Genomic DNA, 21,892 nt, shown 5'->3' with positions numbered 1-21,892 from the left:
CGGGTGAATCATGGAACTACGAATCAACCAGAAGACCTACCAGGTCGATGCCGACGCCGATACGCCCTTGCTGTGGGTGATCCGCGATGATCTGGGCATGACCGGCACCAAGTACGGCTGCGGTCTGGCGCAATGCGGCGCCTGCTCGGTGCTGGTGGACGGCAACGTCGTGCGCTCGTGCGTCACGCCGGTGGCGGGTGTGGTTGGCCGCGAGGTCACCACCATTGAAGCCATCGAAACCGATGACGTGGGCAAACGAGTCGTCTCGACCTGGGTCGATCTGCAGGTCGCCCAGTGCGGGTACTGCCAGTCCGGGCAGGTAATGGCCGCCACCGCGCTGCTCAAGCAGAACCCCAAACCGAGTGATGCGCAGATCGAGGCGGCGATGGTCAATCTGTGCCGCTGCGGTACGTACAACGCCATCCATGCCGCCGTGCATGAACTTGCCGGCAAGGGGGACGCGTGATGAACGTTCGTATCGATCCTTCACAACACGCTTCAGTCCTGGATCTGCAGGAACCGATCAATGTGTCGCGCAGACGCTTTCTGACCGGTACCGCCGTCGGCGCACTGGTGCTCGGTTTCGGTCTCCCACTCGGTGCGACACGGGTGCAAGCTGCAGCGGCGACGACGGCCGAGCGCGGCACGCAGGTCCCGGCGTTTCTCGAGATCCGTCCGGATAACCGCGTGCGTCTGCTCTGCCCGTTCATGGAAGGCGGACAAGGCACATTCACTGCGATGGCGCAGATTGTCGGTGAAGAACTGGATGCCGACCCGGCGACCTTCCTGGTCGAAGCCGCTCCGCCCGGCGAAGCCTATGTGGTGATGGAAAACGGCATGCGCATCACCGGCGGCAGTATGTCGGTGCGCATGAGTTACCCGGTCATGCGCCGCCTCGGTGCCCTTGCCCGCGCCATGCTGTTGCAGGCGGGCGCGCAGCAACTGGGCGTGCCGGTGAGCGAGTTGAGCACCGAGCCTGGCAAAGTGGTGCACGCCAAATCGGGCCGCTCGCTGGCCTACGGTGAACTGGCCGAGCGCGCGATGGATTTGCCGGTTCCCGACCCGGCCTCGGTGAAGCTGCGTGATCCGAGTCAGTTCCGCTGGATCGGCAAACCGGTGAAGCGCCTCGATGCCTACGACAAATCCACGGGCAAGGCGCTGTACAGCATCGATCTGAAGGTCGACGACATGCTGCATGCCGCCGTTCAACATGCCCCGCGCCTGGGGATGACGGTCGGCAATTTGCGTAACGAAGAGCAGGTCAAGGCGATGAAAGGCGTGCATTCCGTGCATCGTCTGCCGGGTGCCGTGGCGGTGGTTGCCGAGCGCTGGTGGCACGCCAAACGTGCCGTCGAGGCGATCCAGGTCGACTGGCAAGAGCCGACGGCCGACAGCCAAGTGCGGCCGATGCCCGCCGACTTTTCCAGCGACGCGTGGTTCAAGCGCCTCGCTGAAGATAAAAGCCCCGCCAAAGATGATGAACACGAAGGCGATGTGGCTTCGATTCTCAAGGACGCCAAGACCAGGATCGACGCCACTTACCACAACCAATACCTGAACCACGGCCAACTGGAACCGCCTTCAGCCCTTGCCCGATTCAATCCGGACGGTTCGCTGGAAGTCTGGTTGCCGAATCAGGCGCCGGACATGTTCCGCGCCGACATCGCCAAACGCACCGGGCTCGATCCGTCGCGCATCACCTTGCATTCGCCGCTGTTGGGCGGGTTCTTCGGTCGGCATTTCCTCTACGACTCGGCCAGCCCTTACCCTCAGGCCATCGCGCTGGCCAAAGCGGTTGGACGCCCGGTTAAATTGATCTGGAGTCGCGAAGAAGAGTTCCTGCGTGACGTGCTCCGACCGGTTGCCGCCGTGAATTTCCGTGCCGCGCTGGACAACGACGGCTGGCCGCTGGCAATCGAAGCGATCAGTGCCACCGAAGGCCCGACCGAGGCCCTCGCCGGCAAGCAGGGTGAAAAGCTCGATCCGACGGCGCTTGAAGGCTTGTCGGGCAAGTCCTATGCGATCCCCAACAAGCGCATCGCACAAATCTACGTCAAGGGTCCGGCGATGCTCGGCTACTGGCGTTCGGTGGGCAATTCCCTCAACGACTTCTTCTATGAATCGTTCCTCGATGAACTGGCCGACAAGGGCGGCAAAGACCCGTTCGACCTGCGCCTGCATTTGCTGCGTGACAACCAACGGCTGACCACACTGCTGCAAGCCGTGGGTGAACTGTCGGGCGGCTGGAAACGTGGGCCGTTTACCGCCGAGGATGGCAGCCGGCGCGCGCGCGGGGTGGCCATGGCTTCGCCGTTTGGTACGGAGACGGCGGTGATCGCCGAGGTGTCCATCGAGAACGGCCAGGTCAAGGTGCATGACATCTGGCAGGCGATTGACCCGGGCAGCATCGTCAACCCGGCGATTGTCGAGGCTCAGGTCAATGGCGCCGTGGCGCTGGGATTGTCGCAAACACTGGTGGAAGAAGCGGTGTGGATCGATGGCAAGCCTAGGGCGCGCAACTACGACTTGTATCCGATCCTGCCGCCTGCGCGGATGGCACGGGTCCATGTGCGTGTGGTCGAGAGCGGGGAAAAAATGGGTGGCATCGGTGAACCGCCGTTGCCTGCGGTCGCGCCTGCCGTCGCCAATGCGGTGGCAGCGCTGACCGGTCAGCGGGTGCGCAGCCTGCCCATGAGCCGACACACCTTCAGTTGATCAGCGCCGGAGCGTCCATGAATAACAGCCGATTCGCAAGAACCGCTGGCTGGCTGGCGGTGCCGTGCCTGGTCGCGGCAGGCCTGCTGGCCTGGTATGTCACCCGCGAGCCAGTCTCGCGCCTGGAAAACACTCAGATCGCCGTGGCCGATATCGACCCGGCGCTGGTCGCCCGTGGCGAATACGTCGCCAGGTTGAGCGATTGCGTGGCCTGTCACAGCGTGCCGGGTGGCGCGCCATTCGCCGGCGGCCTGGAAATGGCCACGCCGCTGGGCGCGATCCATGCGACCAACATCACCCCGGACTCGGAAACCGGCATCGGCCACTACAGTCTGGCGGACTTTGATCGTGCCGTGCGCCACGGCGTGGCGCCTGACAGTCGCCGTTTATACCCGGCCATGCCCTACCCGTCCTACGCCAAGCTCAGTGATGACGACGTGCGAGCGCTGTATGCGTTCTTCATGAAAGGCGTGGCGCCGGTCAAACAGGCGAACATCCCTAGTGCGATTCCGTTTCCGCTGAACCTGCGTTGGCCGATTGCACTGTGGAACGGTGTGTTTGTCGACGTCGAACCTTATGTGACCAAACCGTCGCAGGATGAGCTGTGGAACCGCGGCGCTTATCTCGTGCAGGGTGCCGGGCACTGTGGCAGTTGCCACACGCCGCGCAGCCTGGCGTTCAACGAGAAGGCACTGGATGAGTCCGGCAAGCCATACCTGGCCGGTGCCCTGCTCGATGGCTGGTACGCACCGAGCCTGCGCGATGACCACAACACCGGGCTGGGCCGCTGGAGCGAGCAAGAGATCGTGCAGTTCCTCAAGACCGGTCGCAACCAGCACGCGGTGGTCTACGGCTCGATGACCGAGGCGTTCAACAACTCCACGCAGTTCATGAACGATGACGATCTGACGGCCATTGCCCACTACCTGAAGTCGCTACCGGGAGATCGCGAACGGGATGGCGCGCCTTGGCAGTATCAAGCGGTTTCGGCAGCGCAACATCTGGACTCGCCCGGTGCGCATACCTACGTGACGCGCTGTGCGTCGTGCCACGGTCTGGACGGCAAGGGTCAATCGCAGTGGATGCCGCCACTGGCGGGCGCCACCTCGGCACTGGCCAGGGAAAGTGCCTCGGCAATCAACATCACTCTGAATGGATCGCAACGAGTGGTGGCGGCCGGCGTGCCGGATGCCTATCGCATGCCGGCCTTCCGTGAGCAGCTGTCGGATCAGCAGATCGCCGAAGTGCTGACCTTCATGCGCAGCACCTGGGGCAATCAGGGCAGTGCTGTTGATGCAAACACGGTTGGCAAGCTACGTGAGCACACCGATCCGGCCAGCAGCAGTCCGATCATCCTGCAGATGCGTTAAGAGGAAAACCCGACGGGAGCCATCGACTTGCGTGTGGAAACGCCCTTGCGCCGTAGCACATTCCACACCTCGTCGAATGAACATACATTCATCTAAAACATCGCTCCAAGCGTCTAGTCTGCGGGTTCCGACATAGTGACTACAGGAGTTACCCACCATGTTCTCGCATGAAAGCATCCCGCTGATCATCATCTTCACCATCATGCTGCTTGGCGTTCTCGTCGCCGTCCTCCACCCGGTACATGCTGTCGTCACGTGGCTTCGCAGACGCCGCGAAGCATCTGCAACGCAACGTACGCAAAACGCCGATTCGCGCTGAATGCCTCCATCACCCGCCCGGCAAGGTCCGGGCTTTCGGCTCACCCCTGCGCTGCACCCGGTTAAAAACGGCCAGGTGTGACCCCTTCCACACCGATAAGGCTACAGAGCGATACAAAAGCGCCACTGCACGACACATCCCGGGTACACGCCAATGCAAAAGTGTGGGCCATCGGAACCTTCGCTGTCCGACATCCCCCCATCACTCAGGCAGGTATTTCCATGATCAATCAACTCGACACCGTGCTGTACACCGGCAAGACCCGCACCACTGGCGGGCGCGATGGCGCATCGCGCAGTTCGGACGGCAACCTGGACATCAAGCTTTCGCCACCGGGCTCGAATGGCAGCGGCACCAATCCGGAACAACTGTTGGCAGCCGGTTGGTCGGCCTGCTTCATCGGCGCCATGGGCAAGGCAGCCGCGGCACAGAAGATCAGGCTTCCGGCGGATGTGGCGGTCGAAACCGAAATCGATCTGGGCAAGGCCGGCGACGCATTCTTTCTTCAGGCGCGCTTGAATGTCAGCCTGCCGGGGCTGGAGCCTTCGGTCGCTCAGGCGCTGGTGGACGCTGCGCATCAGACCTGTCCTTACTCAAAGGCCACTCGCGGCAACATCGACGTCACCCTGCGGCTGATCTGAATCAGCCCTGTTTGATCCTGCAAACCGCCCGATGCACGGCTTCGGGCGGTTTTTTTACAGGGTTGAGCGATGCCGTTCCTCCGATTCAAACAACCAGAGGAACGAAACGGTCATTGAATGGTTTACGCGAACGATGTCTCGTGCTCGCTTTCGTGGACGTAAATCCACGAGATTCCCGATGGCGAATCCGGGTCGAGACGCATGAGCGCCGAGTCGACTTTCTTCTTGGTGATCCCGTTCTTGACCAGGTCGAAAACCGTCAGGAAGAAATCACCGGGAAGCGGCGTGATCGAGAGGTTGATGATGTGTGATTCGGGGCTGCCGGCACGCTGGCCGTGCAGGCCCCAAAGGCGTTCCCAGTAGTTTTGCCGGTCCATGATCTGACCGTCCGTGAGCACCACCCGGAAATCATTCGCCAGGGCATCGTACAAAGGCTTGATCGCCTCTTCCGACTGGGAAGCCACACCGCGCGACCACGGGAAAAAGAGGTTGTACCAGCGGTACACCTCGGCTTTGACGAGTGCGGTTTTATCGGTTGTTTCGGTGACTCGGCTGATTGCCATCTGCGTTCTCCTTAACGAGTTCAAAGGCGCGGGTTTCCGTTGCGCATCGCCTGAGCGACGCTCCGCGCCTCATTCAAGATCCATCCTGAAATCAACGTCACGGATCAGCTCGAAAGCGCTTGAATGACTTCAGAATTTCTCCCGTCATTTGGCTGACCCGGCCACAAAAGTAGACACCAACCTGTTGGTTTGCATCGCAAGCTGACCAACGGTGTAACCGGCTCTTGCGCTGCAAGTGCCGCGCTTGAGCGGTTCCTTGATCACGTTTGTCCTCTCCCTCTCCTCCTGCGCTGTTTCACATTTTTTTCACGAAGCGCTTTGTTGCTGTAAAAAACCCTGACACAATTATTGGCAATGATTCTCAACTGCTCTTTGTTTGCTATTTAAAATCAGGAAGCCTCAATGTCGCGCCCAGCCTCGCCGCATCGTTTCAACCCGTCACGCAACCTCCTGTCCATGGCCATCTGCATGGCCGTCATGGCCCCGGCGCTGGCCGATGAAACCCGCGAGGCGCAGGACACCGCCCCGCCCCCCGCCACCCTCGAGCTCGGCGCGACCGCCATCACATCGACACAGCTGGGCAGCACCACCGAAGGCTCCGAGTCCTACACCACCGGCACCATGGCCACCGCCACCAAACTGCCGTTGACCTTGCGCGAAACACCGCAAGCCGTGACCGTCATCACGCGCCAGCGCATGGACGATCAGGCGATGACCAGCATCAACGACGTGGTCAACGCCACGCCAGGGCTGTTCCTCGACTACTCCAGCGGCCCAGGCCGGCAGTCCTACAAAGCCCGGGGTTTCGACATTGATAACCTGATGTACGACGGCATTCCGAGCGGCTACAACGGCGTGAACGTCGGATCCCAGCCGAATCTGGCGATGTTCGATCGGGTCGAGGTGGTCCGCGGTGCGACCGGTCTGGTCACCGGTGCCGGCAACCCTTCGGCGGCGATCAACCTGGTGCGCAAACGGCCATTGGCCGAGCAGCGCGTCACCCTGACCGGCGCCGCCGGGACCTGGGACAACTATCGCGGCGAGCTCGATGCTTCCAGCCCGCTCAACGACAGCGGCACCCTGCGCGGCCGGGTGGTCACGTCCTACCACGACGCCAACAGCTTCATCGATGACGTGGACGAACAACACAACCTGTTCTACGCCGTCACCGAAGCCGATCTGAGCGAAGACACCACTCTGACCCTCGGTTTCTCGCACCAGAAGGACAGGACCAACTACTTCTGGGGTTCATCAATGATCGGCCTCGACGGCCATCACCTCGACCTGCCGCGCTCGTACAACCCCGGCACCTCCTGGGAAGACAAGGATCAGGAGATCAACACGGTCTTCGCCGAGATCCGTCAGCAACTGGCCAACGACTGGAAGCTGCAGGTCAACGCCAACTATTCCGAACAGAACGCGCTGTTCTCCGGCTCGTACCAGTCGCGCTGGGTCAACGACACCCTGGCCCGCACGGTTTACCAGTCCAAGGCCGATGAAAACCAGGCCGGTCTGGACGCCTTCTTCAGCGGCCCGTTCGAAGCCTTCGGGCGCAGCCATGAACTGGTGGTCGGCGCCAGCAAACGCATCTACGACCTGACCACTCACAACTACTCGCCCTATGACACAAACTGGCCGATCAACGCCGGCAAGCCTGACTTCGTCCACACCAACAACACGCGTGAAGTCACCACTCAGGACGGCGTGTACCTGACCACCCGACTGAGCCTGGCCGACCCGCTGAAGCTGATCCTCGGCGGGCGTCTGGACTGGTACGACTACGACAACCGCGATGGCGACGGCGATTACAAAGTCACCCGCAACGTCACCCGCTATGCCGGCCTGATCTACGAGCTGGACGACCATCATTCGGTGTACGCCAGCTACAGCGACATCTTCACCCCGCAGAGCAACAAGGGCACCTCCGGTAACCCGGTCAAGCCGATCGTGGGCAAGAACTACGAGGTCGGCATCAAGGGCGAATACCTGGGCGGCGCGCTGAACGCCAGCCTCGCCGTGTTCCGCGTCGATCAGGAAAACCGCGCGGTGCAAGTGTTCGTCCCGAACTGCCCGCAGTCTTCCTGCTATGAAGCCTCCGGCGAGATCCGCAGCCAGGGTATCGACCTCGAGCTGCAAGGCGCGCTCACCGACAACTGGCAGATCGGCGGCGGCTACACCTACGCCCGCACGCACACCATCAAGGACGCGGCGAACCCGCAGAACGTCAACAAGCAGTTCGACACCGACACCCCGGAGCACCTGTTCAAACTGACCACCCGCTACAACTTCCAGGGCCCGCTGGAAAAACTGCGTGTGGGCGGCAACATCTCCTGGCAGAGCCGCATGTACAACGACATCGAACTGCTCGATGGCGGCAACTACCGCCTCAAGCAAGGCGCGTACGCCGTGACCGACCTGATGGCCGGCTACCGGGTCAATGAGAACCTCGATCTGCAACTCAACGCCAACAACATCTTCGACCGCAAGTACTACTCCACCATCGCCAACTCCGTCAGCTACGGCGGCGACAGTTATGGCACGCCGCGCAACATGATGCTGACGGCGAAATACACCTTCTGACTTGTCCAGGCGCAGGGACGCGCCACCCCGCCAACATGCCCCCCTTCATGCCCTACATACCAAAGCGTTAATTTCAAAAACCCATGTCTGGTGGTCAGTCGTACCCCTTTGCCCAAAGATTGCCTTCGGCCAGGGCGGCAGCCTTGCGCCGCCTGTGCGATTTCAATAACTCAATGGGTGTTCAAAATGACTGACGAGAAAAACGGAACCACGCGTCGTGGCTTGATCACGACGGGTGCCATGGCCGCTACCCTGGCGGTGGCATTGCCAGCGCTGGCGACGCAGCAGACACCGGCATCCGCGTCAGGGGTCAGCAAAAGCGCCGGCAACGGCAGTGGCTCGGGGATGATTACCGTCAAGGATGGCACGCAGATTTTCTACAAGGACTGGGGCCAGGGCCAGCCGATCGTTTTCCACCACGGCTGGCCCCTTTCCAGTGATGACTGGGATGCGCAAATGCTGTTTTTCCTCAGCAAGGGCTTTCGCGTCATTGCCCATGATCGACGTGGCCATGGTCGCTCTTCGCAGACCGCCACGGGCAACGAAATGGACACCTACGCCGCCGACGTTGCCGAGTTGATGGCGCACCTGAACATCCGCAACGCCGTGCACATCGGCCACTCCACCGGCGGCGGTGAAGTGGCGCGCTACGTGGCGCGGCATGGTCGCGGCCGGGTGGCCAAGGCCGTGCTGATCGGCGCCGTGCCGCCCATCATGCTGCGCACCGCAAAAAATCCCGGCGGCCTTGCAATGGAAGTCTTTGATGGGTTGCGCAAGGTACTCGCGCAGAATCGCAGCCAGTTTTATCGAGACTTCCCGAGCGGACCGTTCTACGGCTTCAATCGCCCAGGTGCGAAAGTGTCTGAAGCGATCGTCGAAAACTGGTGGCGTCAGGGCATGAACGGCGGGATCAAGCCGCAGTACGACTGCATCAGCGCTTTCTCCGAAACCGACTTCACCGATGACCTGAAAAACATCGATGTGCCGACCCTGGTGCTGCACGGTGAAGATGACCAGATCGTGCCGATCACCAATTCGGCTCACCTCTCAATCAAATTGCTCAAGCACGGTACGCTGAAAACCTACCCCGGCCAGCCCCATGGCATGTGCACCACCCACGGCGACACCATCAACGCGGACCTTCTGGCGTTTATCAATGCATGAGGTTCCAGGGCCGCGCCCTCACGACAAGCCACGTACAGCCCCCTGAAAAGAAAAGCTCCGATCGAGTCGGAGCTTTTTTATTGGGCGAATCACACAGCCGTTGCAGTTATCTACCGGGCCATCATCAACGTCTGATCGACGGGCAACGCCGGGCGTAATTTTGGCACTACCTGCAATTCAATCGGCGTACCGAAAAACGCCTGGCAGCGCGAACGCAGCCAACGCTGAGCGCAATCGTTGTGCGCAGCGGCACGCCAGACCATGGAAAGCTCCCGCGATGGCAGCAACAGAGGGGCCGGCTCGGCCCTGATGCCATTCACCGAGGCCATGGCCCTGGCCACGTAATCCGGAACGATGACCAGCATGTCGCTCTGCGCCAACAACCTTGGCAAGGCACTGAACTGCGGCACTGCCAGCACCACTTTGCGCCGACGTCCGAGCAGGTCCAGCGCGTGGTCGGTGTCGTCTTTGGCTTTGCCCATGGATGACACGATGGCGTGCGGTCGCTCGCAGAACTCATCGAGCGCCAGCAGGCCCGGGCGGGTATCCGAGCGCAGGAGCATTGGCCGGATCGACCGCAGACTCTTGCGTCGGGCGTTGGCCGGCAGATCGAGCGTAGGGCTGATGCCCAGAGAAATCTCGCCATTGAACAGCCGCTGCGACATCTGCTGCTGATCGACGCGCAGCACCACCAAGGCGATGTTCGGCGCCTCGATACGCAGTTGGCGCAGCAGTCGCGGGAGCAACGCGTATTCGACATCGTCGGACAGGCCGACCTGAAAGGTCACCTCGCTGGTAGCTGGGTCGAAGGGCTGGCAACGGCTCAACGCCGCGACAACGCCATCCAGCGCCGGCGTCAGGTTGGCGAAAATTTCCTCGGCCCGCCTTGTCGGCTCCATCACCCTCCCCGCACGAACGAACAACGGGTCGTCGAAAAGCACGCGCAAACGGCCCAGCGCTGCACTGATGGTCGGTTGACCGAGAAACAGTTTCTCGCCGACCCGGCTGACGTTGCGCTCATGCATCAGCGTCTCGAAGACCACCAGCAGATTGATGTCGACACGACGGAGTTCATTTCTGTTCATGAAGTTCACCACCCGGCACGCGGCCATTGAAATCGACGGAGAGCTGATAGAGGTTAAGGGCGCGCCTGCCGGACGTCTGTGGTACTTGGGGACAGCGGGATCATGCGTTAGGTGAGTGTTTTGATACTTGTGTATGAACCGTTTGAAACCGATAGCTGCATCGGGCCGCGCAAAGACCGGTGCAATGGCCGTTTTTTCGGGTTTTTTGTCCTAGCTGACGGCGTGCTGCGCCACTACGATGCTTAACCGTCTATCTACTCACGCCCACACCTGCGCAACGTGTCGCACGGCGCTATCGCCAGCGGGACCGTGTCTCTGGTCGGGCATCAACCCGCACGAGCAAACACCGGCCGCCGGGCCAAGGGATTCGCCACAACGTCACAACCTTTTGGGAAAAGAGCAATGAACAACAATCCCATCAGCAACAACCCCAGCGAGCCGGTGGTATTCATCGTCGACGACGATGCCGCGTTGCGCGAATCCCTCGGCAGCCTGTTGCGCTCCATTGGTCTGCGGGTGGAGCTGTTCGGGTCGGTCGCCGAGTTCATGACGTATCAACGTCCGGACACGCTGAGTTGCCTGGTACTCGACGTGCGCCTGCAAGGCAGCAGCGGGCTGGATTTCCAGAATGAACTGGCCACCGCCGGAATCAATGTGCCAATCGTGTTCATCACCGGACACGGCGATATCGCCATGACCGTGCGCGCGATGAAAGCCGGCGCGGTGGACTTCCTGACCAAACCGTTTCGCGAGCAGGACCTGATCGATGCCGTCTGCGCCGCACACTCGCGGGACAAGCAGCGTCGCGAGTCCGGGCGACATGCCGATGAGCTGCGCGCACGCCATGGGACGCTGACACCCCGCGAGCAAACGGTCATGGCACTGGCGGCCTCGGGCCTGATGAACAAGCAAATCGCCGGGGAAATCGGCCTCAGTGAAATCACTGTGAAGATCCACCGGGGCCAGGCCATGCGCAAGATGGGCGCGCGCTCATTTGCCGACCTGGTGCGCATGGCCGAAGTCATCGCGGCGCTGCCTGCACATCGGTGACCGAATGAAACGATACGGTATGGCTCAAGCCGCCGTGGCTGGCCGGCACCATCAACACTCAAGTTCAGAACAACTAACACTTGGGTATAGCCGGTTCATACGCAGTCATACTGCAAATGACCCAATGCAGCAGTGCCAGAGAACAACGCTTCGAATAACATCTTTATTCAAATAAACATTACTCAATACAACGATTGGTGAATGACCGACAGTCGCCAACAACCGTCATGCCTGAAAAACAACTTCAGACTTTTAAACCTCTTCATTAATACGCCTTTCATAGCGTTTGCCTGCTTCATCGAAAGAACACGACCTGCCGTCCGATAGCAAAAATCTGGAAGAATAAATGTCTATCATCAAACGTCGCGCACAACTTCTTTGTTCAGACGCCTTCGCCTGGCTTTGCGCCATAGCGGTCGGCAGCATGATCTATATCACCAACGCGTACCTCGATCTGGACGTTGCGCCGACGTTGTTCTACATCACGCTGGTATTCATGTCAGCGAACATCTTCCCGGTACCGGTATTTCTTGCCGTCGCGTTGGGTTGCCTCACACTGCTGACGGCCGACTTCCTGGTCGATGAAGGTTATCGCGATCACCGCAGCATCGCCGGATTCGTCAGGTGCCTGATCGCGCTGACGACCATTTCCCTGCTCGCGTTGCGCAGCAAACGCGCCACTGAAACGCTGCGGCGCAAGGAAGCGTTCTTTCTGGGCGCACAGAAACTTACCCACACCGGCAGTATCGGTTTCATCATTGATAAAAAAGTCAGCGTGTCATGGTCGCAAGAGTCGTCGCGTATTTTCGAGTATTCGCCGGACGTCACCCCGACACTGGCGCTGGTCAAGTCACGCACTCATCCCGACGACCTGCCGGTTATCGATCAGGTGCTGGAGCAGTTTGCGCGCCGGCAGGAGCTGGTCGAAGTCGAGCATCGGCTGCTCATGCCGGATGGTCGGATCAAGCACGTGCAGATGATCGCCAGCCCGTTGCCCAGACATCGCGGTCGCACGCAATACGCCGGGGCGCTGATGGACGTCACCGCCAGCAAACAGTCGGAAGAGGCGCTGTTTCACTCGCAAGCCACCCTCGCCCACGTCACGCGCCTGACCTCCATGGGCGAACTGGCCGCGTCGATTGCCCACGAAATCAATCAGCCGCTGGCGGCGGTCATCACCAGCGGCGAATCCTGCAAGCGCTGGATCAACCGTCCCGAGCCCAACCTGGAAGAAGCGCGCCGTTCGCTGGATCGAATCATTCAAAACTCCGTCCGGGTTTCCGATGTCATCGCCTGCATTCGGGCCCTGTCACGACACAGCGAGGTGCAGCGCAATGTCGAAGTGTTCGACGACATCGTCAGTGACTCGCTGACACTCATGCAACACGACATCTGCTTCCATGAGGTTCGCCCGCACGCCCAACTGGGCACAAGCAGCGCACTGATCAAAGGCGACCGGGTGCAGCTGCAGCAAGTCATCATCAATCTGATCATCAACGCCTGCCAGGCCATGGCCAACGTGCATGAACGGGCCCGGACGCTGCGGATCACCACCTCGATCCTGCACAACGAGGCCGTGCTTGAAATCGCCGACTCCGGCGTCGGCATTGCCGAAGACATCCTGCCTTCACTGTTCGATCCGTTCTTCACGACCAAGCCAACGGGCCTGGGAATGGGGCTCTCGATTTGCCGCTCGATCATTGAATTCCACGGCGGGCGCATCTGGGTCAACAGCACCGAGGGCGTCGGCACGCAGTTTGTGTTTGCGATTCCATTGGCTGCGCTCGAACACGATCAATGACCGTCATCCACCCCTGATGTCGCCGGCCGGCGACATGGAGATCAGCATTGTCTATCGAAAGTACAAACCCTGACGCTGGACCCGAAACCCCGCAATCAGGCCGTACCGTCGTTTTCGTGGCATACCCGCAAATGGGCCTGCTGGATCTGACCGGTGCGCAGACCGTTTTCTGGGCGGCGACCTGCAGACTGGCGCAACTCGGTTTGCCCGGTTATGCCTTGCACACCGCGAGCCTGCAAGGCGGACCGGTCCAGACCGGCGAAGGCCTGGTGGTGCAAACCCGGCGGCTGGATGAGCTAAGCGACGAGCCGATCAATACGCTGATTGTTCCGGGCTCGGCGTCCATCCGCCAGGCCATGCTCGACAACGCGCCGCTGGTGGACTGGTTGCGCGTCACCTCAGCCACGGCCAGCCGTACGACGTCGGTGTGCAGCGGCGCTTTTTTCCTGGCCCAGGCGGGCTTGCTCGATGGCCTGCGCGTGGCGACACACTGGTTGATGGCTGACATGTTCGAGCGGCTGTTCCCCAGGGTCGAGCTGGATCGCGAGGCCATCTTCGTCCACCAGGCATCGGTGTGGACCTGCGCTGGCGTCAGCGCTGGGATCGATCTGGCGCTGGCACTGGTCGAGGCCGATCACGGTCGCGAGCTGGCCATGCAGGTCGCCCGGCGCATGGTGGTGTACTACCGACGCCCGGACAACCAGAAACAGTGGAGTCCGCTGCTGCAATCACAACATTCAATCGCGCACGAGCGCTAGCCGGAGACGGTGGTCATGAACGCACCGCACAAACTGTATTTGGTCAGTCACCCGCCCTGCGTCACCCGCTATGGCACGCACACATCGTTGTCCACCGCTGAGCGCGTGGAGATCATCGACGCATTGACGCAGACCCTGAGCGCGACGCTGAGCATTCTGGCGCGGCTCAGGCACAGCCAGCAGACACTGCACGCTGTCAGCTTTTTACCGGTGCAGACGCTGTTTCGCAGGCTGTTGAATGCCAATACCCGTTACGCCGACTTTCTCGTCACCGGCATCACCGACCTGGGCGGCCATGCCCAGCGCGACGCGCTCTACCACCTCAATGAGGCTCCCGAACCTTTATGCTTTGCCGACTGCCTTAAAGGCATTGACCGCGCCCTGCGCCGACTGCGGGCCGCCGATGCCTTGTTCCGCGACTGTCGCGCCAGCGCAATTGCCAACAACGATTGCGCCAGCCGACAACTCTTTGAAGCCTGCACTCGACATAACAGTTACTTTCTTTCGTTAATCAACAACCATTTATTTGCTGAACATTGATTAACTTTCGCAACTAACAAAAAAACCAACTAAACATACCCACGTATACTATCCCACAATTTTTGAAAGCGTATCTTGCAAGTATGGCGGGCGCGACAGACACCCGCAAAGAACGCAAGGTTTCCCATGTTCAACTCAGCTATTGTTTCAGTTGTCGATGATGACGAACTTGTTCTGGTTTCAATGGACAGTTTGTTGCGGTCTTGCGGTTATACGGTCAAGACATTCAACAGCGCTTTTGCATTTCTTGAATCGAGCGCGCCAGAGCAGACCGGGTGTCTGATTTCCGACATTCAGATGCCGGGCATGTGCGGGGTCGAAATGTACGAGGCACTGGCGGCCAGGAAGATCCACATTCCGACGATCTTCATCACCGGCAAGCCAGGCCTGCCCCCTGAATTCAGCACCCGTGTGAAGACGCCGGAAGGCTACTTCTCCAAACCCTTCCATACCGAGGCACTGCTGGCCTGCATCGCGCAGGCGCTGATGCGCCGTCGTTGAGCGGTCCTCTCGAACAACTCGATGCAGAGCCGCCGCTGCCCGACCGACAAACCTCAAAGCAAAAAAAGGCCCCGCAAGTTCATCACTTACGGGGCCTGATTTTTATCGAGCCCGGCCGAATGCGGCCGGGCCGCCAGCAGCCGATCAGTAATCCCAGAATGCTGCGATCCAGCGGAACGCATCACCATCGACCGCAACTCGGCCCACCGACGGGAACGGCAGGTGGGTGGCGACAAACCACTCGCCACTCGCCGCCGCCTCACGCATCAGGCGTACGCGGACACGCACCGACTCTTCAGGATCATGCTCGAAACCGTTGTGCCATTCCGGATGCTCGAAGGCCACCGGAAACAGGGCGTCGCCAGCAAAGGTCAGGCGTTCGCCGCCCGAGTTGACGTAGACAATGCTGTGCCCCGGCGTATGCCCGCCGGTGAGTTTCACCACCACCCCCGGCGCCACTTCGTATTCATCCTCGAAGGTGCGCACCTGGCGGCGGTAATCGTTGATGAACTGATTGGCCGTCGCGCGCAGAACGTCAGGCACCGGCGCCGGCATGACGGTCTGGGTGAAGTCCGGCGTCTCCCAGAACTCGACCTCTTTCGCCGAGACGTGGATACGCACGTCCGGACGCAGCCGGCTCTTCACTTCATCCACCAGCAGACCGCCGACATGATCCATGTGCATGTGGGTGATCACGATGTCGGTCACGGCTGCCAGATCGATTCCGGCCGCTTCCAGCCGTTTCGGCAGCTGGCCGGCCCGAGGGAAACCGGGAAACTGCCCGCCCAGTCCGGCGTCGACCAGTATGATCTGCTCGCCGCTGCGCACCACCAGCACGTTGAGTGCCCAGTCAAACGCATCAGGCCCCAGGAACATGTCCTTGAACCAGGCGGCGCGAGCCTGCGGGTCGGCATTTGTGGACATGGTCGAGGTCGGCAGCGGCAGCACGCCGTCGCTGATCACCACCACGTCGATGTCGCCGACCTGCAGTGCGTAGCGCGATGGCACCAGCTCCTGCGCCGGAGCGAATGGCTGGCGGGTGACGGACGCCTGCCGGTCATCGGTTGCGTTGGTTTGATTGGAGTGATTCAGATACGTTGACATGGTCGCTTTCCTCTTGGCTGAGTCAAAATTTCCCGGACGAATGCCCTTGCTGGCGCAAGCGCTGAATGGCGCGCCTTGAAATCGAGTGTGCATCGCGACCACGACGTCCAACACCATACGCGGGTATAGGGCTTGAACCACATCGACCGAGTAACGCCGCTGTTGAGGTGGCTGTGGCCCATACCAATGTATATTCGCGCTCCTGCCCGCAAACACCGACACTACGGCGCACCGGATCGCCGAAAAGCGGGCGATCATCAGGTCCCTGAGCAGTCATGAACTCTATTTTTCACCAACCCGACCCTCTCACCTGCTTGCTCGCGCAACCGCGCATGCTGGTGTTCCTGGCGTATCCGCAGATGGGCTTGCTGGACCTGACCGGCGCACAAACCGTGTTCTGGGCTGCGTCCAAGGCGATGGCCGAACGCGGCTTGCCTGGCTACGCGTTGCACACCGCCAGCCTGGAAGGCGGATTGATCGCCACCGCCGAAGGGCTGTCGGTCAACACCTTGGCCCTGCGCACCTTTGACGAGACAACCATCGATACGCTGATCGTGCCCGGTGCGCCGAACATCCGTCAGGCCATGCTCGACAACGTTGCGTTGGTCGACTGGCTGCGCGCGGCATCGGCCAAGGCCAGACGCACCGCCTCGGTGTGCAGCGGCACCTTTCTGCTGGCCCAGGCCGGGCTGCTGGAAGGCTTGCGCGCAACCACGCACTGGGGCATGTGCGACATGCTCAAGGGTGGTTTTCCGAGTGTCGATGTCGACCTTGATGCGATCTACATCCAGCAAGGCAACGTCTGGACTTCCGCCGGGGTCACCACCGGGATCGACATGGCGCTGGCGCTGGTCGAGGCCGATTGCGGCCGCGCCGTGGCGTTGAAGGTGGCGCGGGAGCTGGTGGTTTTTCTCAAACGCCCTGGCGGTCAGGCGCAGTTCAGCCAGTTGCTGCAAGCGCAGATCGACGACAGAGGCTGCTTCGAAGAATTGCACCTGTGGATCAGCGAAAACCTCGGCGACCCGCAATTGAGCGTCGAATCGCTGGCCCGACAGGCGCAGATGAGCCCGCGCAATTTCGCGCGGGTCTACAAACGCAAGATCGGCCGCACGCCGGCCAAGGCACTCGAGCTGTTTCGCCTGGAAGCGGCGCGACGAATGCTCGAAGACTCTCAGCGCAACATCGACCAGATCGCGCAGTTGTGCGGGTTCGGCGACGAGGAACGCATGCGCGACACCTTCTACCGTCACCTCTCGGTCTCGCCCCGGGAATACCGCAGCCGGTTCTCGCGCTGACGCCAAACAGCGCAATGGCGCCGGGCTCGCAGACGTTCAAATACTGTCGCTATACACACGTATAAGTACGCCGCCGAACCGAGCGGCGTATCGTGCGGCAATGCGGGCGTCCTCGACGGGCTACCCGAGATCAGCCCTGGTAAAGCAATGTCCCACACCGCTGTTGTATCGGTTGTCGATGATGATGAGTCCGTGCGCATGGCGCTGGACAGCCTGTTGCGCTCTCACGGCTACACCGTGCAGTTGTACCCGAACGCGGAGGCTTTTCTGGCGATGAAGGCGCCGCACCGCCCCGGCTGCATCATCTCGGACATCCAGATGCCCGGTCTGTCCGGCATCGAGATGTACGATGAGCTGTGCGCCCGAGGCGTGCGCATCCCGATCATTTTCATCACGGGTTACCAGGGGCGTCCGCCACGGGTCAACGCAGCATTCCCCGAGCCCCTCGCCTATTTCCCTAAACCCTTCCCGTGCGGCGAACTCATCACCTGCATCGAAAGCGCATTCAATCGCGCCGTTTGACTGCCCTCTTTCTATACCTGTGTATACCCCAACCCATACCTAAGCATGTCGGCACTGACCCTATGTAGAAGTGTCGCGCCGCACCTTCCCCGATAGCATCTTCCCCAGCGAATCGAACCGGCTCTGCGGTTGTTCACAACCACCTGCTTCGTGCAGTGCGGCAGACGGTCACGCATGAACGGACAATCCGTTCAACGACCAGAATTTCCACAGGAGTCATCCGATGAAACAGCACATTTTAGTGATAGGCGCAGGGTTTGGTGGAGTCTGGAGCGCCCTGAGCGCCGCACGTCTGCTGGACCAGCATGATCGTAACGACGTGCAGATCACCGTCCTCGCGCCCCAGGCAGAACTGCGCATCCGTCCGCGCTTCTACGAGCCGGATGTCCACAACATGAAGGCGCCGCTGGGTGAACTGTTCGATGCCGTGGGCGTGAAATTCGTCAAAGGCATCGCCGACAACATCGACACCGCCAGCAAGCAAGTGACCTACAGCGATGCCTTCGGCACACAAGGCACGCTGAACTATGACCGACTGGTATTGGCTGCCGGCAGCCGAGTAATCCGGCCACCGCTCAAAGGCATGATCGAACACGCCTTCGATGTCGATCAGATCGAAGAAGCAGCACGCCTCGAAGCCCATATCAAGTCGTTGAAGGACCAGCCGTCGAGCGCTGCGCGTAATACCGTGGTGGTCGCCGGTGGTGGTTTTACCGGGATCGAAACCGCCACCGAAATGCCGGCCCGCCTGCGTGCCGCACTGGGTGACGATGCGCCGATCAGGGTCATCGTAGTGGATCGCGCGCCGCAAATCGCCGCGACGCTGGGTGACGGTATTCGGCCCTCCATTGTGGAAGCGTCCCGAGAGTTGGGCATTGAATGGATAGTCGACGCCTCGGTGGCCTCGGTCGATGCCGGCGGCGTGACCCTGGCCGACGGCAAACGGATCGAGTCCAGCACCGTCGTCTGGACCGTTGGCTTCCGCGCCAGCCCGCTCACCGAACAGATTCCGGGCAGCCGTGATCCGCAAGGTCGCCTGCACGTCGACGGTCACCTGAAAGTGCTGGGGCACGTGGATGTCTTCGCTGCCGGCGACGTCGCTTATGCCGCCACGGATGACCTCGGAAACTACGCCGCGATGTCCTGCCAGCATGCAATCAGCCTGGGCCGTTATGCCGGCAACAATGTGGCCGCTGACCTGATCGGTGTCGCACCGGTCACCTACCGCCAGCCCAAGTACGTGACCTGCCTTGACCTCGGGGCCTGGGGCGCGGTGTTCACCGAAGGCTGGGACCGTCAATTGAAACTGGTCGGGCAAGAGGCCAAAGACCTCAAGACCCAGATCAACACCGTGTGGATCTACCCGCCGGCCGCCGATCGCGCAACCGCACTGGCCGCTGCCGACCCATTGATTCCGGTGGCCTGATCACCCGACGGTTCACACTTCCCTATCGCTGCGCATTCCCAGGCGCCCGCCACGGTTTTTTTGGCGGGCGCTTTTTTATGCAGAACTCACAAAGCGTCGGGCGGCAATAAACGGCTCTCTAGCGTTGACGCGATGGATCCGCCACCAGAATGTCTTCCAGAAAGTCGATGAACACATTAATACGGCTGGAGCCCCGGTGATTGGGCAGATACAACGCATTGATGCAGCAGCTCGCATTACCGGGGTTGACTTCATAACCCTCCAGCAGCCGCGTCAACCGACCGGCCTCGACATCGGCGCGCACCAGCCAGTCGGCCAGCAGGGCCACCCCGCGCCCCGCCACCGCTGCTTCGCGCAGGATATCGGCGTTGTTGCTTTGCAGGCGACCATGCACATTGAGCTGGATGGTTTCCTCGTCGCCCTGGAACGTCCAGTGCTGGTGCGAACCCGCGTAGTCGAAGCGCAGGCATTGATGCTCGAGCAAGTCTCGTGGATGCGCCGGCATAGCGTGACCGCTCAGGTAATCCGGACTCGCCACCACCCAGCGCTGGAAGCCGCCCACCCGCTTGCTGACGATATCGTCACTGACCACCGATGATCCCAGGCGCACCGAGACATCGATCTGCTCGCTCAGCAGATCGCTGACCTGATCGCTCAACGACACACTGATTTCAAGCCCCGGATGGCGGTCGAGCAATACCCCCAGTTGCGGCGCAATGATCTGCCGGCCGAACTCCACCGGCACGCTGATGCGCAGGCGTCCCTGCGCTTCGCTGCCACGGTCGGCGACAACCGCGTCGGCCTCATCGATGGCATCGAGAATGGCCACCGCTTTCTCGAAATAGGTTTGGCCGGCGACCGTCACGCTGGTGTTGCGTGTCGTGCGGTTGAGCAGGCTGGCGCCCAATTCGTGTTCCAGCCCCGCCACCTGGCGTGTCACCGAAGAAGTGGAGATGCCGAGTTTGCGCGCCGCCGAGGAATAACCACCGCAACGGACGGTTTCAACGAACATCTTCAGTGCCAGCAACTTGTCCATAAGTGGAGCCCGATCGAAAGGAAACGGTGATGATTGTGCATCACCGTTCGCCAATCGTCTTGTAGGACCGTGCTTCATCGGACTCAGCGGTGCCTGCGGTTCAGGCATCGGCTTTGCGGCTCAGGAACAACGCCAGGGCCAGCGCCGGCAGCAACGCCACGGACACGGCGGACAGGTTCCAGCCAAAATGCTCGTAAAGCGGACTGGCGACCAACGATCCCAGCGCGCCGCCGACGAAGATGCTGGTCATGTACACGGCATTCAGCCGGGCCCGGCTGTGCGGATCGAGGGCGTACACCTCGCGCTGACCCAGCACCATGTTCAGTTGCACGGCGAAATCCAGCAGCACCGCGCAAACCACCAGCCAGACATAACTGCTGCCCGGCAGCGCGGCGATCAGCAACGAGGCTGGCGCCAGCAACAGTGCAACGAGCGTCCCGCGCCGACCGTGCCCGGCATCGGCCAGCCGCCCGGCAATCGGCGCTGCGACCGCGCCGACGGCGCCGACCAGGGCAAATATCGCCACTTGTGCCTGACTGAAACCGTGGTGCCGCATCAGCTCAATCGGTGCGAGGGTCCAGAACAGGCTGAAGCTGGCGAACAGCAAGCCCTGATACAGCGAACGCTGGCGCAGAACCGCGTGCCGACGGGCCAGCGCAAACACCGAGCCGATCAGCGCAGCGTACGTCGCCTGATGGCTCGGGACGCGGCGCGGCAAGGCAATCGCCGTGATCAGGGCGATGACGGCCATCAGTGCCGCCGCGCTGAAAAACACCCCGCGCCAGCCGAACACTTCCACCAGCAGACTCGACAGTGGTCGCGACAGCAGAATGCCCAGCAACAGGCCACTCATGATGTTGCCCACCACCCGGCCACGGCTCGCCTCGGGCGCCAGATGCGCGGCCAACGGCACCAGAATCTGCACCGCCACCGAAGTCAGGCCGATCAGCAACGACAGGACAAGGAACATCGACGGCGAATGCGTCAGGCCGGCGCACAACAGCGTCACGCTCGCCGCGAGGGTAAACCCGACCACCAGCCGACGGTTTTCCATCAGGTCGGCCAGCGGCACCAGCAACAGCAGGCCCAGCGCATAACCGAACTGCGTGAGTGAAACGATCAGACTGGCATTGGCGCTGGACAGGCCGATCTGCGGCGCGATCAGTTCGACGATCGGCTGAGCGTAATAAAGGTTGGCCACGACCGCGCCGCAGCAGAATGCCAGGAACGCGACCATCAGGCCGGAAAGAGAAGCGGATGGTTCGGCCTTGGCCGCCGCTGCCGGATTGCCCGTGAGCATGATGACACCTCGATGAGTTGGGAAAGTGACGCCAAGGCTAAGGGTCGCGCAGGCCTTCGAGTATCCATCCCAAAGGCAATTGAGTGATGCGCCAAATGCAACGACCCTCGGCGTTGCACTTG

Annotated in this window: 20 protein-coding genes; 15 read left to right on the top strand and 5 right to left on the bottom strand. The window is 61.2% G+C overall.

Going from position 1 to position 21,892, the window contains the following annotated elements:
- Positions 1–10: 10 nt before the first annotated feature.
- The 5 genes from ACEN93_RS01315 (at position 11) to ACEN93_RS01295 (ending at position 5,045) form a co-directional block, all read left to right on the top strand.
- The gene (locus ACEN93_RS01315) at positions 11–466 is read left to right on the top strand and encodes a (2Fe-2S)-binding protein (RefSeq protein WP_085611777.1); all 456 of its coding nucleotides are present in this window, start codon (positions 11–13) and stop codon (positions 464–466) included.
- Positions 466–2,715, top strand: a complete 2,250-nt coding sequence (locus ACEN93_RS01310; RefSeq protein ID WP_495610921.1) for a xanthine dehydrogenase family protein molybdopterin-binding subunit — start codon at positions 466–468, stop codon at positions 2,713–2,715. Before ACEN93_RS01315 ends, ACEN93_RS01310 begins: the two co-directional genes overlap by 1 nt.
- 17 nt (positions 2,716–2,732) lie before the next feature.
- Entirely contained in the window at positions 2,733–4,085 is a 1,353-nt protein-coding gene (locus tag ACEN93_RS01305; protein WP_074690867.1) for a c-type cytochrome, read from the top strand.
- 157 nt (positions 4,086–4,242) lie between these two features.
- Positions 4,243–4,404 carry a hypothetical protein gene (locus ACEN93_RS01300; protein WP_495610920.1) on the top strand — a complete coding sequence of 54 codons (162 nt, stop codon included), beginning with the start codon at positions 4,243–4,245 and terminating at the stop codon, positions 4,402–4,404.
- Between the two features lie 221 nt (positions 4,405–4,625).
- Complete coding sequence (locus ACEN93_RS01295; protein ID WP_039772166.1) at positions 4,626–5,045, top strand: organic hydroperoxide resistance protein; 420 nt, start codon at positions 4,626–4,628, stop codon at positions 5,043–5,045.
- Positions 5,046–5,167: 122 nt separating this feature from the next.
- Here the strand turns inward: ACEN93_RS01295 and ACEN93_RS01290 are convergent, their stop codons facing one another.
- Positions 5,168–5,608, bottom strand: a complete 441-nt coding sequence (locus tag ACEN93_RS01290; protein ID WP_495610919.1) for a hypothetical protein — start codon at positions 5,606–5,608, stop codon at positions 5,168–5,170.
- 402 nt (positions 5,609–6,010) lie between these two features.
- On the opposite strand from ACEN93_RS01290, the gene ACEN93_RS01285 reads away from it, so the two are divergent.
- A complete protein-coding gene (locus tag ACEN93_RS01285) occupies positions 6,011–8,188 on the top strand; it encodes a TonB-dependent siderophore receptor (protein ID WP_495610918.1) in 2,178 nt (725 codons plus the stop codon).
- 345 nt (positions 8,189–8,533) lie between these two features.
- On the top strand, positions 8,534–9,352 hold the full coding sequence (locus ACEN93_RS01280; protein WP_495611536.1) for an alpha/beta fold hydrolase: 819 nt from the start codon (positions 8,534–8,536) through the stop codon (positions 9,350–9,352).
- 110 nt (positions 9,353–9,462) lie between these two features.
- Here ACEN93_RS01280 and ACEN93_RS01275 read toward each other — a convergent pair whose 3' ends face one another.
- On the bottom strand, positions 9,463–10,437 hold the full coding sequence (locus tag ACEN93_RS01275; RefSeq protein WP_495610917.1) for a LysR family transcriptional regulator: 975 nt from the start codon (positions 10,435–10,437) through the stop codon (positions 9,463–9,465).
- A 402-nt stretch (positions 10,438–10,839) separates the two neighbouring features.
- Here ACEN93_RS01275 and ACEN93_RS01270 point away from each other — a divergent pair, with 402 nt between their 5' ends.
- From ACEN93_RS01270 to ACEN93_RS01250, 5 genes are all read left to right on the top strand, one after another.
- Positions 10,840–11,487, top strand: a complete 648-nt coding sequence (locus ACEN93_RS01270) for a response regulator transcription factor (RefSeq protein WP_011333881.1) — start codon at positions 10,840–10,842, stop codon at positions 11,485–11,487.
- 346 nt (positions 11,488–11,833) lie between these two features.
- Positions 11,834–13,288: a sensor histidine kinase gene (locus tag ACEN93_RS01265; RefSeq protein WP_495610916.1), complete on the top strand. Its 1,455-nt coding sequence runs from the start codon at positions 11,834–11,836 to the stop codon at positions 13,286–13,288.
- A 116-nt stretch (positions 13,289–13,404) separates the two neighbouring features.
- Complete coding sequence (locus tag ACEN93_RS01260) at positions 13,405–14,046, top strand: AraC family transcriptional regulator (protein ID WP_495610915.1); 642 nt, start codon at positions 13,405–13,407, stop codon at positions 14,044–14,046.
- A 15-nt stretch (positions 14,047–14,061) separates the two neighbouring features.
- The gene (locus ACEN93_RS01255; protein WP_039772157.1) at positions 14,062–14,586 is read left to right on the top strand and encodes a hypothetical protein; all 525 of its coding nucleotides are present in this window, start codon (positions 14,062–14,064) and stop codon (positions 14,584–14,586) included.
- Positions 14,587–14,712: 126 nt separating this feature from the next.
- Positions 14,713–15,087: a response regulator transcription factor gene (locus ACEN93_RS01250; protein ID WP_495610914.1), complete on the top strand. Its 375-nt coding sequence runs from the start codon at positions 14,713–14,715 to the stop codon at positions 15,085–15,087.
- 144 nt (positions 15,088–15,231) lie between these two features.
- Here ACEN93_RS01250 and ACEN93_RS01245 read toward each other — a convergent pair whose 3' ends face one another.
- Positions 15,232–16,191, bottom strand: coding sequence for an MBL fold metallo-hydrolase (locus tag ACEN93_RS01245; protein WP_074690860.1), 960 nt, complete (start codon positions 16,189–16,191; stop codon positions 15,232–15,234).
- Positions 16,192–16,466: 275 nt separating this feature from the next.
- Between ACEN93_RS01245 and ACEN93_RS01240 the strand changes: the two genes are divergently transcribed.
- The 3 genes from ACEN93_RS01240 (at position 16,467) to ACEN93_RS01230 (ending at position 19,434) form a co-directional block, all read left to right on the top strand.
- A complete protein-coding gene (locus ACEN93_RS01240; RefSeq protein ID WP_039772153.1) occupies positions 16,467–17,486 on the top strand; it encodes a GlxA family transcriptional regulator in 1,020 nt (339 codons plus the stop codon).
- A gap of 147 nt (positions 17,487–17,633) precedes the next feature.
- On the top strand, positions 17,634–18,008 hold the full coding sequence (locus ACEN93_RS01235; protein ID WP_039772152.1) for a response regulator transcription factor: 375 nt from the start codon (positions 17,634–17,636) through the stop codon (positions 18,006–18,008).
- 223 nt (positions 18,009–18,231) lie between these two features.
- Positions 18,232–19,434, top strand: a complete 1,203-nt coding sequence (locus ACEN93_RS01230) for an NAD(P)/FAD-dependent oxidoreductase (RefSeq protein ID WP_085667153.1) — start codon at positions 18,232–18,234, stop codon at positions 19,432–19,434.
- A gap of 118 nt (positions 19,435–19,552) precedes the next feature.
- Here ACEN93_RS01230 and ACEN93_RS01225 read toward each other — a convergent pair whose 3' ends face one another.
- The gene (locus tag ACEN93_RS01225; RefSeq protein ID WP_103386854.1) at positions 19,553–20,470 is read right to left on the bottom strand and encodes a LysR family transcriptional regulator; all 918 of its coding nucleotides are present in this window, start codon (positions 20,468–20,470) and stop codon (positions 19,553–19,555) included.
- Positions 20,471–20,570: 100 nt separating this feature from the next.
- A complete protein-coding gene (locus ACEN93_RS01220) occupies positions 20,571–21,770 on the bottom strand; it encodes an MFS transporter (RefSeq protein ID WP_103386853.1) in 1,200 nt (399 codons plus the stop codon).
- Positions 21,771–21,892 lie beyond the last annotated feature (122 nt).

This window comes from Pseudomonas sp. Pseusp21, assembly GCF_059492145.1.
The sequence above is the reverse complement of the archived record's forward strand: the minus strand, read 5'-3'. Positions and strand labels throughout refer to the sequence as shown.

Bases quoted from the DNA above. Each gene is read 5' to 3' on its own strand.
- ACEN93_RS01250 (WP_495610914.1), top strand. From the start codon at position 14,713: ATGTTCAACTCAGCTATTGTTTCAGTTGTCGATGATGACGAACTTGTT.
- ACEN93_RS01255 (WP_039772157.1), top strand. From the start codon at position 14,062: ATGAACGCACCGCACAAACTGTATTTGGTCAGTCACCCGCCCTGCGTC.
- ACEN93_RS01240 (WP_039772153.1), top strand. From the start codon at position 16,467: ATGAACTCTATTTTTCACCAACCCGACCCTCTCACCTGCTTGCTCGCG.
- ACEN93_RS01315 (WP_085611777.1), top strand. From the start codon at position 11: ATGGAACTACGAATCAACCAGAAGACCTACCAGGTCGATGCCGACGCC.
- ACEN93_RS01295 (WP_039772166.1), top strand. From the start codon at position 4,626: ATGATCAATCAACTCGACACCGTGCTGTACACCGGCAAGACCCGCACC.
- ACEN93_RS01310 (WP_495610921.1), top strand. From the start codon at position 466: ATGAACGTTCGTATCGATCCTTCACAACACGCTTCAGTCCTGGATCTG.
- ACEN93_RS01230 (WP_085667153.1), top strand. From the start codon at position 18,232: ATGAAACAGCACATTTTAGTGATAGGCGCAGGGTTTGGTGGAGTCTGG.
- ACEN93_RS01270 (WP_011333881.1), top strand. From the start codon at position 10,840: ATGAACAACAATCCCATCAGCAACAACCCCAGCGAGCCGGTGGTATTC.
- ACEN93_RS01305 (WP_074690867.1), top strand. From the start codon at position 2,733: ATGAATAACAGCCGATTCGCAAGAACCGCTGGCTGGCTGGCGGTGCCG.
- ACEN93_RS01225 (WP_103386854.1), bottom strand. From the start codon at position 20,470: ATGGACAAGTTGCTGGCACTGAAGATGTTCGTTGAAACCGTCCGTTGC.
- ACEN93_RS01245 (WP_074690860.1), bottom strand. From the start codon at position 16,191: ATGTCAACGTATCTGAATCACTCCAATCAAACCAACGCAACCGATGAC.
- ACEN93_RS01235 (WP_039772152.1), top strand. From the start codon at position 17,634: ATGTCCCACACCGCTGTTGTATCGGTTGTCGATGATGATGAGTCCGTG.
- ACEN93_RS01285 (WP_495610918.1), top strand. From the start codon at position 6,011: ATGTCGCGCCCAGCCTCGCCGCATCGTTTCAACCCGTCACGCAACCTC.
- ACEN93_RS01300 (WP_495610920.1), top strand. From the start codon at position 4,243: ATGTTCTCGCATGAAAGCATCCCGCTGATCATCATCTTCACCATCATG.
- ACEN93_RS01265 (WP_495610916.1), top strand. From the start codon at position 11,834: ATGTCTATCATCAAACGTCGCGCACAACTTCTTTGTTCAGACGCCTTC.
- ACEN93_RS01275 (WP_495610917.1), bottom strand. From the start codon at position 10,437: ATGAACAGAAATGAACTCCGTCGTGTCGACATCAATCTGCTGGTGGTC.
- ACEN93_RS01290 (WP_495610919.1), bottom strand. From the start codon at position 5,608: ATGGCAATCAGCCGAGTCACCGAAACAACCGATAAAACCGCACTCGTC.
- ACEN93_RS01220 (WP_103386853.1), bottom strand. From the start codon at position 21,770: ATGCTCACGGGCAATCCGGCAGCGGCGGCCAAGGCCGAACCATCCGCT.
- ACEN93_RS01280 (WP_495611536.1), top strand. From the start codon at position 8,534: ATGATTACCGTCAAGGATGGCACGCAGATTTTCTACAAGGACTGGGGC.